The 13,519-nt window shown below is 59.8% G+C and carries 10 protein-coding genes; 4 read left to right on the top strand and 6 right to left on the bottom strand.

The window, feature by feature from the left end:
• Positions 1–33: 33 nt before the first annotated feature.
• Positions 34–885: an urea carboxylase-associated family protein gene (locus RYC17_RS22410; protein ID WP_316904508.1), complete on the top strand. Its 852-nt coding sequence runs from the start codon at positions 34–36 to the stop codon at positions 883–885.
• A 4-nt stretch (positions 886–889) separates the two neighbouring features.
• On the opposite strand, the gene RYC17_RS22405 is transcribed toward RYC17_RS22410, so the two are convergent.
• Together RYC17_RS22405 and RYC17_RS22400 are read right to left on the bottom strand one after the other, a co-directional pair.
• Positions 890–1,819: a magnesium transporter CorA family protein gene (locus RYC17_RS22405; RefSeq protein ID WP_057401348.1), complete on the bottom strand. Its 930-nt coding sequence runs from the start codon at positions 1,817–1,819 to the stop codon at positions 890–892.
• Positions 1,820–1,823: 4 nt separating this feature from the next.
• Positions 1,824–3,410, bottom strand: a complete 1,587-nt coding sequence (locus RYC17_RS22400) for a RimK family protein (protein WP_057401347.1) — start codon at positions 3,408–3,410, stop codon at positions 1,824–1,826.
• 93 nt (positions 3,411–3,503) lie between these two features.
• Between RYC17_RS22400 and RYC17_RS22395 the strand changes: the two genes are divergently transcribed.
• Both RYC17_RS22395 and RYC17_RS22390 read left to right on the top strand, forming a co-directional pair.
• Positions 3,504–4,664 carry a GNAT family N-acetyltransferase/peptidase C39 family protein gene (locus RYC17_RS22395; protein ID WP_057407948.1) on the top strand — a complete coding sequence of 387 codons (1,161 nt, stop codon included), beginning with the start codon at positions 3,504–3,506 and terminating at the stop codon, positions 4,662–4,664.
• Positions 4,661–5,563: a polysaccharide deacetylase family protein gene (locus RYC17_RS22390; protein ID WP_316904506.1), complete on the top strand. Its 903-nt coding sequence runs from the start codon at positions 4,661–4,663 to the stop codon at positions 5,561–5,563. Before RYC17_RS22395 ends, RYC17_RS22390 begins: the two co-directional genes overlap by 4 nt.
• 7 nt (positions 5,564–5,570) lie before the next feature.
• Here the strand turns inward: RYC17_RS22390 and RYC17_RS22385 are convergent, their stop codons facing one another.
• The 4 genes from RYC17_RS22385 to RYC17_RS22370 all read right to left on the bottom strand — a co-directional run bounded on the left by RYC17_RS22385 (position 5,571) and on the right by RYC17_RS22370 (position 10,167).
• Complete coding sequence (locus RYC17_RS22385; RefSeq protein WP_057403019.1) at positions 5,571–6,830, bottom strand: metal-dependent hydrolase family protein; 1,260 nt, start codon at positions 6,828–6,830, stop codon at positions 5,571–5,573.
• Positions 6,827–8,137 (bottom strand): MFS transporter, encoded by a 1,311-nt coding sequence (locus RYC17_RS22380; protein WP_057403020.1) that lies wholly within the window; start codon positions 8,135–8,137, stop codon positions 6,827–6,829. The genes RYC17_RS22385 and RYC17_RS22380 overlap by 4 nt, the downstream gene beginning before the upstream one ends.
• 188 nt (positions 8,138–8,325) lie before the next feature.
• On the bottom strand, positions 8,326–9,237 hold the full coding sequence (locus tag RYC17_RS22375; RefSeq protein WP_058401521.1) for a LysR substrate-binding domain-containing protein: 912 nt from the start codon (positions 9,235–9,237) through the stop codon (positions 8,326–8,328).
• A 24-nt stretch (positions 9,238–9,261) separates the two neighbouring features.
• Positions 9,262–10,167, bottom strand: a complete 906-nt coding sequence (locus RYC17_RS22370; protein WP_080394721.1) for a LysR substrate-binding domain-containing protein — start codon at positions 10,165–10,167, stop codon at positions 9,262–9,264.
• Positions 10,168–10,321: 154 nt separating this feature from the next.
• On the opposite strand from RYC17_RS22370, the gene RYC17_RS22365 reads away from it, so the two are divergent.
• The gene (locus RYC17_RS22365) at positions 10,322–13,369 is read left to right on the top strand and encodes an FAD-binding and (Fe-S)-binding domain-containing protein (protein WP_316889780.1); all 3,048 of its coding nucleotides are present in this window, start codon (positions 10,322–10,324) and stop codon (positions 13,367–13,369) included.
• Positions 13,370–13,519: the final 150 nt, after the last annotated feature.

Raw genomic sequence — 13,519 nt, 5'->3', positions numbered from 1 at the left:
CAATCGGTACATCCTGCCACCGAGAAGCCCTGTATGTACAAAGACTATCCAGCCGCTTACCAGGTCAGCAAAGGCGCGGCGCTGCAAGTGGACACTGCCTTTTATGAGCGCATCCGCACGAATGCGCAGCAACGCACCCTCGTCGAACAGTTCGAAGTGCCGATTCGTACCGGGCGGGCCTGGAAGGTCAAGGCCGGTCAGGTGTTTCGGGTCACCACACCGGTGGGCCCGCAGGTGGGTGATTTCAATGTCTGGAACGCCAACGACCCCCGCGAGCGCCTGTGGGCTGCGCGCACGCGTCAGTTGCAGGGCGCGCATGTCAGCACCCATGACCGGCTGTGGTCGAACCTGCCGTTTTTACGGCCGCTGGTCACCATCACCGATGACAGCCTGGCCAGCTACGGGATCGACGAACATGGTGGCCGCCTGCACGATTTGCTCGGCACGCGCTGTGATCCCTACGTCAACAAGATGCTGACCGGCGAAGACTTTCATCATCACTGCCATTCGAACCTGACCCGCGCAGTGTTGCCGCACGGGCTGACCGAATTCGATGTGCATGACGTGTTGAATATCTTCCAGTGCACCGGCCTGAACCATGACGACATGTACTTCATGAAAGCCTGTCCGGCGCAAAAGGGCGATTACCTGGAGTTCTTTGCTGAAATCGACCTGCTGTGCGCCTTGTCGACCTGTCCGGGTGGCGACCTGTCACTGCCGATGTGGGGGCCTGACGCGCAGGACCCGTTAAGCGTTTGCCGTCCGCTGGGCGTCGAAATCTACGATCTCGACGCTGCGTTGCTGGAGGGTTGGCAGTCTCCCGAACGTGCAGCTTATAACGGTCAGCATGGCTTGCAGATTGCCAAGGCTGAATGGGAGAAATAACCGCTCAGGCCGCGCGAGCCATCTTGCGCAGTCCCCAGACCATCACCGCCCCCATCCCGAGCATCGCCAGCAGCAGTGCCGGGTAAGCCACCCACCAGTGCAGCGGGGCGGTCATCATGCTGAATTCGGACATACCGCCGATCCCGGCAATCAGGTTCAGGGGTAGAAACACCACATTGATCAAGGTCAGTTTGCGCAGCAGGGTGTTGGTGCTGTTGTTGACCAGATTGCCGCGCGCATCCATCAACCCGGCGAACACCGTGGAATAGATCTCGGCCTGTTTGTAACACTGGTCGTTCTCGATGATCATGTCATCGATCAGCGCCAGGCTGGCAGCCCCGTATTGCTTGCCTTGTGCGTGATTGCGCAGGCGCGTCAGGACCGCGCCGTTGCTGTGGATGGCGTTGATGTAATACACCAGACTTTCGCTGAGGTTGAACATCTGCAGCAAATGACGGTTTTCCAGTGACGAGTTGAATTTCTGCTGCAATTCCCGGGCGACCATCTTGATGACTTTCAAATGGCCCAGATAGTGATGAATATTGTTGAACAGCAGCTCCAGAAGGATATCCAGCGGCTGGTCCAACGGGCGGTGAGCCCCCAGCGCGCTCAAGGGTTGCTCGTCATCGCAGATCAGCACCAGCTGGTCCCGGCTCAACAGCACGCCAAAGGACGAAACGTCGAACGAGAAGCTGTCCTTGCCCGAATAGTTCTCGGGACGTTTCCAGATGACGAACAACGCATCAGGGTGAAACTCGATGCGCGAAATTTCGTCCGGGTCGAGTGCCGAGGCAACGGCATGCTCATCAAGGTGAAATCGCTCCAGCAATAATCTGCGTTCACCTGCATCAGGTTTGCTGAACCACAGCACCTGAGCTTTTTGCGGATCACATACAAGCAAACGGCTGTCATCGAGTTTCAGGCCCTGGATCATCGTCTCACCATGCCTGGCCGAGGCGTTTGAGCTCCAGGCGGCGGACGAACTCTTCCAGCACCAGGCTGTACAGGTCATCCTGCAGATAAGCGTCTTCGATGCCGGCATCCAGGTTCGGGTTGTCGTTGACCTCAATCACCACCACTTGATCGCCTGACTGTTTCAAGTCCACGCCATATAACCCGTCACCAATCAGATTGGCAGTCTTGAGTGCCAGCTCGACCACGGCGCGCGGCGCTTCATGCACCGCCAGCGTGCGGCATTCGCCAATGACCTCGGCACCGATTGCCTTGTGGTTGTAGATCTGCCAATGCCCCTTGGACATGAAGTACTGGCAGGCGAATATCGGTTTGCGGTTGAGAATGCCAATGCGCCAGTCGTACTCGGTGTAGAAAAACTCCTGAGCCAGCAACAACACCGAATGCTCGAACAATTGGGCTGTCGCCGTATGCATTTCCTCGGGCGTACTGACTTTGATCACGCCTCTGGAAAAACAGCCATCGGGAATCTTCAATACCAGCGGGAAACCCAGGCGTGTGGCCACGTGCTGCAGTTCTTCCGGGCGGTCCTTGTAGAGGATTTCCGTTCGAGGCATGCCCAGATCATGGCTTTTGAGCAGGTCGGTCAGGTAAACCTTGTTGGTGCAGCGCAGGATCGAGGTGGAGTCATCCATGACTACCAGCCCCTCGCTTTCGGCTTTCTTGGCAAAGCGATAGGTGTGGTTGTCAACGCTGGTGGTTTCGCGAATCAGCAGCGCGTCGTACTCGGCCAGTCGGGCATAGTCTTTCTTTTCGATCAGCTCGACATCGATGCCCAGGCGCTGACCGACGCGGATGAAATTGGCAAGCGCCTCAGGGTTGGACGGCGGCAGCTGTTCCTGCGGATCATGCAGAATCGCCAGGTCGTAGCGGGCCATGCGCCGCGAGCTGGGCTGGCGCCAGACGTTGCGGCTGAAGCCTTCCAGCGCCATGGCGAACTCATCCTGCTGATCATCGCGCAGGCGCGGCAGAGCACCGGCCTTGATACCGGCAATGTGCCAATTGTCGCGCTTGCGAAACTCCACCATCAGGATCGGGCAGGGGAAGACTTCAAACAATTGACGGGCGAGATCTTTCAACGGCTCAAGTGTGGTCTGGCCGAAGTAAAGTGTCAGGGTAAACCCTTCGGTGTCGTCATAGGGATGATCCTGGAGTGCGGTGTCCAGCAACTTGTCCAGGTCATCAAGGGCCAGGCCGTAGAGTGACTTGCGGGTCAACTCGCTGATGGTTTTTACCGAGGGAATGACATTGTGCTGGCGCGCTTCGGCCAGCAGGGAACAGTAATAACCGTGGCCCAGGTATTTGTAGCTGCGGCACAGATTGATGACTTGCACACGCTTGCCTGCCGTGGCTTTCAGCGGCTTTTCCAGATACTCCTGGGCGCTGATCAGGTTTTCGCTGGGGAAGTACGATGCCCAGTCTTCAAGCCGTTCGACAATAATCACCAGTTGCCTCTGTGCTGCAAAAAGCGTTGTGGGGTCTGCACGTCTGGTTGTTGCTGAAAGCGCAAGTTGCGCAGATACTTCGTTCATCTTCACCTGTGCCGCTGACATGTGTAATCGATCCGATGGGAAACAAGTCCTTTCTATTAAGCATGTGCTTTTTGAAATGTCCCGTTTCGTTACACAACTTTTACGGCGGTGCAGATGGACTTTATATTTCGCGATGCAGTTGAAACCGATGTCGACGACTTGCTGCTTCTGGAGAACCAGTGCTTTGACGGCGACCGTCTGACCGCGCGCAGCTTTCACTGGATGATTCGCCGCGCCAATGCCAGCCTGATCGTCGCCGAGCAGGCCGGACAGCTCACCGGCTATGCGCTGGTGCTGTTTCATCGGGGCACCTCGCTGGGGCGTTTGTATTCGCTGGCGATTGCCGATGCGGCGCGGGGCAAGGGGCTGGGCAAGCAGTTGTTGCAATGTGCCGAGCAGCAGGCCGTGGGCCGCGACTGCGCTTACCTGCGCCTTGAGGTGCGCCCTGATAACCACGCGGCTATCGGGCTGTACGAACGCAACGGCTACCGGCGCTTCGCTCAGGTCGACGACTATTACCAGGACCATGCCCCGGCGCTGCGTTACGAGAAGCGCATCGTCGAGCATGCCCGGCTGGACAGTCGTTCAGTGCCTTACTACCAGCAGACCCTGGAGTTCACCTGTGGTCCTGCCTGCCTGTTGATGGCGATGAAGGCTCTACATCCTGCGCGTTTGATGGATCGCGCCGAAGAACTGCAGATCTGGCGCGAGGCGACCACGGTGTTCATGACCTCCGGCCACGGTGGATGCAGCCCTCAAGGGCTGGCGCTGGCTGCCCGGCGACGGGGCTTCGCCGTAAAGTTGCTGGTGTCGGTGGCAGGCCCGCTGTTTCTGGGCGGCGTGCGCAGCGACAACAAGAAACAGGTGATTCGCCTGGTTCATGAGCAGTTCTGTCATGAGCTGCGTATCTGCGGTGTAGAGACGCTGCCCAACCGCTCATTGAACCTGCCTCGCGTACTGGCCGAGGGCGGCAAGCCGCTGGTGCTGATCAGCAGCTATCGCCTGACACGCTCCAAGGCACCGCACTGGGTGATGGTCACCGATTGCGACAGCGATTTCGTCTATCTGCACGATCCTGATATTGATCACAGCCTGCATCGGCAGGCCATCGACTGCCAGCATTTGCCGGTAAGCCATGCTGATTTCAATCGCATGAGTTGTTTCGGCACCGATAAACTGCGCGCCGCAGTGATTGTGTTTGCCGCGCCTGTGGATGATCATGCGTGCGCTTCCCAAGCGGCTTCAGCAGCCCGGCCACAGGATCCCGTACATTGATCAAGTCAGCCCTCAAGGCCCTTTGCGCACTGGCCATCGTCGCGAGCCTGTCGGCCTGCATCAGCGCGCCAGCCCCTTTGACGCCAAAAACTGCCGAACAGTTGCGGCAGCAGCCACCAGTGCGGTTCCTGCTGAGCTTTGATGACGGCCCCAGTGCGTCGACTTTTTACAACCCCAGTATCACCGTACTCGACAGCCTGGCCGACAATCCGTTGCAGCCGAACATCAAGGCCGTGTTCTTCGTGCAGACCGGCGCCACAGGCGCAGGCAACAGTGATCAGGGGCGGGCGATCATGCACCGTCAGCATGCAGAGGGGCATTTGCTCGGCTTTCATACCGCCACGCCGCACCACACCAATCATCGTTCGTTGACCGATGAGGAACTGGAGCAGTCCCTGACCCAGGGCTGCGCCATCATCGCCTCGATTACCGGTGTGCCGACCACGTTGTTGCGCCCGCCGTTCTGGAACTACGACAAACGCACGTTCAGCGCCTACCAGCGTCATGACCTGCATGTATTACTGACTGACCTGAGCGCCAATGACGGCAAGATCTGGGGCTATAACTTCAGCCTGCGCCGCCGTTCGAACATGGTCAGTCAGCTCTCGCAAGTACGTGAACGCATCGCCGCCGGAGAGCTGCCTGCAGTGGACGGGGTGATTCCGGTGGTGGTGACCTTTCACGACCTGAACCGCTACACCGCGCGGCATGCGCGGGAGTACCTGCAGATTCTGGTCGACAGCGCTCATCAGACCGGCGTGCGGCTTGCCGACAAGCCGTTCTACGACGACAGCGCGCAGTTACAGCGCGCTGCTCTGGCGCGCACGGTCAAGGACGCGAGTCAGCCTGTCAGTCTGCCCGGTGCATGGAACTGGATCTGGGACCATAACGCTCACTGACGCCCGGTCAGACCAAGGTGTTCTTGCGCACATGGCCACCCTGAACAATCATCGCCAGATGTTCGCCCTGACCGACCAGACAACCGATATCGCTCAGCGGGTCGCCATCCACCACCAGCAGATCGGCTATCGCACCGGCGCTGATGCAACCCAGTTCACCCTCGCGCTGGAGTATCTGCGCCGCAACACTTGTTGCACTGCGTAACGCCGCCAGATTACCGAGCAATTCGGCGCGAATCTTCAGTTCGTGGGTCTGGTACTCGTGCATTTCCCCCAGTAGATCCGAGCCATAGCCCATCGGTACGCCCGCTTCGGCGAACAGCAGCAGCGCGTTGCGCCCGGCCTGGCGCACATCTTCGATTTTGGCCACCGAGTCCGCTGGCAGGCCGAAGCGCTCGCCGTACTCGGCAAGCATTTCATAGGTGACCTGAGTCGGCACCGCAAATGCGCCTTTTTCGGCCATCAGTCGGGCGGTGTCGGCATCCACCAGATTGCCGTGTTCGATGGTTCTTACGCCGCATTCGATGGCACGGCGAATCGCCCGAGCGGTATAGGCATGGGCCATCACGTAGGTGTTCGCAGCGGCGGCTTCGTCAACGATGGCGCGGATTTCAGCTTCGCTGTATTGGGTGTTGGCAATTGGATCGGTCGGTGACGAGACGCCGCCCGACGCCATTATCTTGATCTGGTTGGCACCCTGTTGCAGCTCTTCGCGCACGGCCAGACGCACGTTATCGACGCCGTCCACTACGCGGGCAATGGCTCCTGCCCGAAAGCAGCACGAGCAAGGTTCGTTGAGCAGCAATTCGCCCCGTGCGCGCATGTCGCCATGGCCGCCGGTCTGCGACAACGCCTTGCCCGACGCGAAGATCCGCGGCCCGGGAATCAGCCCCATCTGGATCGAACGCGCCAGCGCCCAGTCGGCGCCCCCGGCATCGCGCACAGTGGTAAAGCCGCGGTTGAGCATTGCAGCAAGAATCGGCAATGCGCGGTACATGATGATTGCGTTGGGTTGCAGGGCATTCATGCCCAGGTTGGCGTTGGAAGCCAGCACATGCACATGGCAGTCGATCAGGCCGGGCATCAGGGTTCTGCCGCCCAGATCGATAATCTGAGCGCCAACCGCGGCAGGTTCGCCTTCGGCACGTACTTCGACAATGCGCTCACCCTCGATCACGACTTCCTGGCCGGAAATCAATTGCCCTTTTTGCAGGTCCAGCAGGCGGCCGTTGCGCAGGATCAGGCGTGTAGGATCAGCAATACTCATTGGAAAGCTCCAGACAGGGGACGATGGGCAGCAGGCGCACGGTCGCGATACAGCAGCGCACCAATGCCGCTGACGACGGCCGCGAACATGATGTAGAAAGCGGGTGCCAGGTTGCTGCCGGTCGAGGCAATCAGCCAGGTGATGGTGAAGGTGGCAAAGCCGCCGAAAATGGTGACGGCAAAGTTGTAGGCCACCGAAAGCCCGGTGGACAGCACGTGGGTGGGCAGTAATTCGCCAAAGGCCGCAAGGATCGAACCGATGTAACCGGAAATCAGCAGGCCGAGTACCAGCTCAAAGACCAGCAGCGAAAACAGTCCCGGCATCTGGTTGATGAACAGGAACATCGGGTAGGCGCTGAAGAAAATGGCAATTGCCGAGCCCAGCAACCACGGGCGATGCCCGCTGCGGTCTGCCAGGGCGCCGACAATCGGTGTGGCGACGATCAGTACTGCACCACCCATCATTCCCGCACTGAAGCCCATCCATGACGGCAGGCCAAGCACGCGTTGGGCGTAGGACGGAATGTAGAACAGAATCGCGTAGGTGCAGACCGTCCACAGTACCACCAGCGAAAAGCTGATCAGGGTCTGGCGCGGGTAGGTCTTGATGACTTCGCGCAGAGGCGACTCGACTGGTTTTGCGGCCTTGTAGGCAGGCGTCTCATCCACCCGGCTGCGAATATAAAAGCCGACCGGCCCGATCAGCGTGCCAATCAGAAACGGCACCCTCCAGCCCCAGCTTTCGAGCTGTGCCTGGGTCAGGTAACTGGACAGAATGGCACCCAGCGCAGAGCCGAGCAGCACCGCGACGCCGATGCTGGCCTGAATCCAGCTGGAGTAGAAGGCTTTCTTGCCGGACGGGGCATGCTCGGTCAGAAAGGCGGTGGCACTGCCCATCTCGCCACCGGCAGAGAACCCTTGCAGCAGTCGCGCCAGAACAATCAGCAGCGGTGCCAGATAGCCAATTTGCGCGAAGCTGGGCGTCAGTCCGATGATCAGCGTCCCCAGCGCCATTAGCAGGATGGTCAGGGATAAAGCCGCCTTGCGCCCGCGCTTGTCACTGTAGATTCCCAGAACAATACCGCCCACCGGACGCATGAAGAAGCCGACCCCGAAGGTCGCCAGCGCCAACAGGTAAGAGGTCAGCTCGCTGCCGGTGGGGAAGAACACTTTGGCAATGATCACCGAGAAGAAGCTGTAGACCGTGAAGTCAAACCATTCCAGGCCATTGCCGATAACCGTAGCGGTCACCGCGCGGCGTGCCTTTTGTTCATGGGTGCGTGAAGCAGAGGATCGTAATGTGCTCACTGGATAGGCTCCTGCATGCGATACACGCAGGGAGGCCCCCTGCAGTGGCTGCATTGATTGAGGGGCAGGGTTGATGTAAGTGCGGCTGAGTCAGGTCTTTTTGCCCGTTTCAGTCGAGAGTAGGTGCTGGGCCGATTTTAAGAAAACGCTTATTGCGCAGGTTTGCATGCGCCAGATGCATGCAAGCGTCAGGGGCGAGGTGTCAGCGTGGCTATTTCATCTGTCAGCCATTTCTCGAAGGCTCGCGCAGCGCGCCGGGGCGTCTTGCCGCTGGGGGTCAGCAGGTAATAGCCGCCTATTGCACCGACGCTTTTCTGGCAGGCCGGCACCAGCGCACCGGATTGCACGTGACGGTCAATCATCGGTTGCCAGCCAAGTACGATGCCGTGCCCGGCGACAGCCAGGTCGACCAGCACGGGGTACAGGTTAACGGTCATGCGCTTGCGGATCAGCGACGCATCAACGCCCTGACGGCCGAACCAGTCTCCCCAGGACAGCCACTGACGTTGCCCGTCTTCCAGCATCAGCAGGCAGTGGTCCAGCAACTGTGCAGGTTCCAGCAGTTTGCCGTCCAGGTAGTCTGGCGAGCAGTAGGCATTTACCGATTCGGCGAACAGCAAACGACTGTCTAGGCCCGTCGGTGATGTTTCGCGCAAAAAATACAACGCCAGATCGAATTCCGCGCGAATCAGAGAATCCAGCCCGTCGACCACTCGCAGGCGGATATCCACGGCGGGGAAGGCATCGCGATAGCGTCCCAGCAAAGGGCCCAGCCACAGTGCGGCCACGCCGCTGGAACAAGCCAGGGTCAGTTGTTGTTCGCCGCTATGGGTAATGACTTGTGCCGTGGCCTCTGCACACAGGGTCAGCACACGCTGGATCTGCTCGGCGTAAACCTGCCCGGCCACCGTCAGATGAATACGCTTGTGCTCGCGACGAAACAGCGCGCGGCCGAGAAATTCCTCCAGTTGCGCGACCTGACGGCTGATCGCGCTCTGGGTGAGGTTCAGTTCGCTGGCGGCACGGGTAAAACTAGCGTGCCGAACGGCGGCTTCGAAGGCGATCAGGTTCTGCAAGGGTGGAAGGGGCTCGATACGCACAGCGGCTCCTGTTGCGGGCAGGTTTTACAAAGGGTCGGGAAACGGTGTCGATAGCAGCCAGTCCCTGAACACGCACAGCGATGGCAGGTTCTGAAAGCGCGTCGCGTACGCCAGGTAGTAATTGCGCCCACTGTCCAGCGGCTCGAACAGGGTGACCAGTTCGCCGCTGTTGATTTCGTCCTGCACCAGAATGCGCGGTACCAGTGCGATACCGATGCCCGCCGCCACAGCCTGGATCAGGTGCGAGGTCAGTTCGAAACTCGGGCCGGGGCGCATGATGTGGTGGTCCAGCCGATTACTGTCGAACCAGTCTGACCAGGCATTGGGCCGTGACACCACGCTCAGCAACGAATGCTGGGCGACCTGCGTCGGAGTCATCGCTTGGTAGCCGGCAAGCGCGGCAGGGCTGGCAATGACCACCAGTTTTTCGCTGACCAGCGGGTGGGCGATGTAACCGGGCCAGTTACCGTTGCCGGCACAGATGATCGCGTTCATTTCGCTTGCAGCAGGCGTCAGGTCGGCATGCACGATGCGTGAGTGAATATGCACCACATAGCCCGGATGCCGGGTGTAAAAGTCATTCATCCGCGGCAGCAGCCATTTGGAGCCGAAGGTGGGCAGCACGGCCAGATGCAGCGTGCCGCCCTCGGCCTTGTGCGCGATGGTTTGCAGGGTTGCACTGCGAATGCGGCCCAGCGCGGCGGCCAGCTCATGCTGGTACAACGCACCGGCAGTGGTCAGTTCGATACGCCTGCCATCACGCTTGAACAGCTCGACTTCCAGTTGGGCTTCCAGCGCCTGCACCTGGCGGCTGACGGCGCTCTGGGTCAAGGCCAGTTCGTCTGCGGCTTTGGTGAAGCTGCCATGCCGCGCGGCCGCCTCGAAAGCGAGCAACAACGACATGGAGGGCGTCAGTCTTCTGGTGTTCATTCATAAAACTCATGGAAAAACGGCGTCTTTTACGTTTGCACTGAAGCATGACACGCCGGAGAATCACGATAACCGTTGATAACGCCATGCATACGAGCGTTTCGAAGCATACGTGCTTTGCATATAAAACGCCTAGCCAGCCAGGAAGACCACCATGATTGCGCTGTTGAAACCGACCTCCGAGCAGGTCGGTCACTATGACCGTTTCCTCAATGCCTTGGTGGAGGGCGGCTTTCGCGGCGAAATAGCCAGGGACCTCGGCTCGCGTACTGTGCTGGCCACTGACAACTCCATCTACCAGCGCCTGCCGCAGGCTGCGGTGTTCCCGATGGACAGCCATGATGTGGCAATTGTCGCCCGCCTGGCAGCGCGGCCCGAGCACAAGCAGGTGGTGCTGACCCCGCGTGGCGGAGGCACAGGGACCAATGGACAGTCGTTGACCAACGGCGTGGTGGTCGACCTGTCGCGGCACATGAACAATATCCTTGAAATCAACGTCGAGGAACGCTGGGTGCGGGTGCAGACCGGCGTGGTCAAGGACCAGCTCAACGCAGCGCTGAAGCCGCACGGGCTGTTTTTCGCGCCGGAACTGTCGACCTCCAACCGCGCCACGATTGGCGGCATGATCAACACCGACGCCAGCGGGCAGGGCAGTTGCACCTACGGCAAGACCCGTGACCATGTGCTGGAACTGACGACCGTGCTGCTCGGTGGTTCCTACGTCAACAGTCAGGCATTCAGCGCTGAGCAGCTGGCCAGCGAGCAAGCGCGTGTTGACCGTGCTGGCGATGTGTATCGCTGTGCGCAGCAGATCGCCGATACGCAGGCGCAATTGATCAAGGACGTTTTTCCGCCGCTCAACCGTTGCCTGACCGGTTACGATCTGGCGCACCTGCGTGAGGAAGACGGGCGTTTCAACCTCAACAGCGTGCTGTGCGGTTCCGAGGGGTCGCTGGGTTTTATCGTCGAGGCCCGACTCAACGTCCTGCCAATCCCCAAACATTCGATTCTGGTCAACGTTCGTTATGCCGGTTTCATGGACGCTCTGCGGGATGCCAAGGCGTTGATGGCGCACAAGCCGCTGTCCATCGAGACCGTGGACTCCAAAGTGCTGATGCTGGCCATGCAGGATATCGTCTGGCACGGCGTGGCCGAGTATTTCCCGCAGGACCCGGCGACGCCGACTCTGGGCATCAACCTGATCGAGTTCAGTGGTGATGAGCTGGACGAAGTGGAACAGCGCGTCCATGCATTCGTCGCTCACCTGCAAAAAGACACCTCGGTGGTGCGCCTAGGTCATACCCTGGCAACCGGCAGCGCTGCGGTAAACCGCGTCTACGCCATGCGCAAGCGTTCGGTAGGGCTGCTCGGCAACGTCAAGGGTGAAGCGCGGCCGCAGCCGTTTGTTGAAGACACGGCTGTGCCACCGGAAAACCTTGCCGATTACATTCAGGAGTTTCGTGCGCTGCTGGACAGCTACGGCCTGCAATACGGCATGTTTGGCCATGTTGATGCAGGCGTGCTGCACGTACGACCGATTCTGGACATGAAAGACCCTGCGCAGGCTGCGTTGATTCGGCCGATATCCGACGCCGTCGCCGCGCTGACCAAGCGCTACGGCGGGCTGCTGTGGGGCGAGCATGGCAAGGGCCTGCGCTCGCAATACGTGCCCGAATATTTCGGCGAGTTGTACCCTGCGTTGCAGGCGCTCAAGGCCGCGTGCGACCCGTTCAACCAGCTGAACCCCGGCAAGATCGCCACGCCTGCGACGGTGCCGGAATCACGCTTGACGCTGGTGGATGAAGTGACGTTGCGCGGTGATCTGGATCGCACTATCGATGAACGGGTCTGGCAGAGCTACGACAGCGCGCTGCACTGTAATGGCAACGGTGCCTGTTACAACTACGACACCGACGATGCCATGTGTCCGTCATGGAAAGCCACGCGTGACCGCATTCACTCACCCAAGGGCCGCGCTTCGCTGGTCCGGGAATGGCTGCGTCTGCAAGGCGAGCAGGATGTCGACGTCCTGACCGCCAGCGCCAGGGCGCGGAATGCCAATGTGCTGAAAAGTCTTGCCGAGCGAACTGTCAACAGCGTGGCCAGAGTAGCAGGGCAGAAGGATTTCTCTCATGAAGTCTACGATGCCATGGCCGGTTGTCTGGCCTGCAAGTCCTGCGCGGGGCAGTGCCCGGTCAAGGTCAACGTGCCTGAGTTCCGTTCGCGTTTTCTCGAGCTGTACCACAGCCGTTACCTGCGTCCGATCAAGGATTACCTGATTGGCTCGCTGGAGTTCAGCATTCCGCACCTGGCGCGCTTTCCCCGGTTGTACAACGCGATCATGGGCGCAAAACCGGTGCGTTACCTGCTTGAGCACGTCGCCGGTATGGTCGACAGCCCATTGCTCAGCCTGATGGACTTTCGCGCGGCCTGCGCCCGCTGGAATGTCGGCATTGCCACGCCGCAGCGTCTGGCCGCGTTGAGCGAGCAGGAGCGCAAACGTACGGTGGTGCTGGTTCAGGATGCGTTCACCCGATACTTTGAAACCCCGCTGGCAGCAGACTGGCTGGAGCTGATCTCGCGCATGGGTTATCAGGTTTATCTCGCACCGTTCGCACCCAACGGCAAGCCGCTGCACGTGCAGGGTTTTCTGGCTGCGTTCGAGAAGGCTGCCAGTTTCAACAGCCAGTCGCTTGGCAAGCTGGCAGGGTACGGCATTCCGCTGATCGGTCTGGACCCGGCCATGACCCTGGTCTATCGCCAGGAGTACAGCAAGACGCTGGGCAGCGAGAGCGTACCGACCGTCATGCTGCCGCAGGAATGGCTGGCTTCTGCGCTTGAGGAACAGTGTGGTGCTCCGTCAGGTGAGACGTATTACTTCCTGCCGCATTGCACTGAAAAGACCAACGAGCCCGCCAGTGTCGGCCTTTGGCAGAAAGCCTTCGCTCGCGCCGGGCTCAGGCTTGATGTGCTGGCCAGCGGTTGCTGTGGCATGTCCGGCACTTATGGGCATGAAACCCGAAACGCGAAAACCAGCGACACCATCTATCGTCAGTCCTGGCAGCCGCTGGTGGCCCGGCATGGCGTTGAAGGTCGACTGGTCGCCGATGGCTACTCATGCCGCAGCCAGGTCAAGCGCCAGGATGGCAAAGTGGTGCAGCATCCACTACAGGTACTGCTGGAACGGGTGAGGGCGCTATAGAGAGGACGCAGAGCGTCCAGAACGGCATGCCCACGCGGAGCATGGGCACGATAGTTACAAAACGATCGTTCCTCACGCTCTGGTATGACCCCCGAAGGTTGGACAATTATCCACCTACGCTGCCTTGGCGGCCTGCATTCTGTATTCCAC

This window comes from Pseudomonas syringae group sp. J248-6, from assembly GCF_032586995.1.
GTDB lineage: Bacteria > Pseudomonadota > Gammaproteobacteria > Pseudomonadales > Pseudomonadaceae > Aquipseudomonas > Aquipseudomonas amygdali.
This window is presented reverse-complemented; position numbering and strand designations above follow the sequence as displayed.

Bases quoted from the DNA above. Each gene is read 5' to 3' on its own strand.
- RYC17_RS22410 (WP_316904508.1), top strand. From the start codon at position 34: ATGTACAAAGACTATCCAGCCGCTTACCAGGTCAGCAAAGGCGCGGCG.
- RYC17_RS22405 (WP_057401348.1), bottom strand. From the start codon at position 1,819: ATGATCCAGGGCCTGAAACTCGATGACAGCCGTTTGCTTGTATGTGAT.
- RYC17_RS22400 (WP_057401347.1), bottom strand. From the start codon at position 3,410: ATGTCAGCGGCACAGGTGAAGATGAACGAAGTATCTGCGCAACTTGCG.
- RYC17_RS22395 (WP_057407948.1), top strand. From the start codon at position 3,504: ATGGACTTTATATTTCGCGATGCAGTTGAAACCGATGTCGACGACTTG.
- RYC17_RS22385 (WP_057403019.1), bottom strand. From the start codon at position 6,830: ATGAGTATTGCTGATCCTACACGCCTGATCCTGCGCAACGGCCGCCTG.
- RYC17_RS22370 (WP_080394721.1), bottom strand. From the start codon at position 10,167: ATGAACACCAGAAGACTGACGCCCTCCATGTCGTTGTTGCTCGCTTTC.
- RYC17_RS22365 (WP_316889780.1), top strand. From the start codon at position 10,322: ATGATTGCGCTGTTGAAACCGACCTCCGAGCAGGTCGGTCACTATGAC.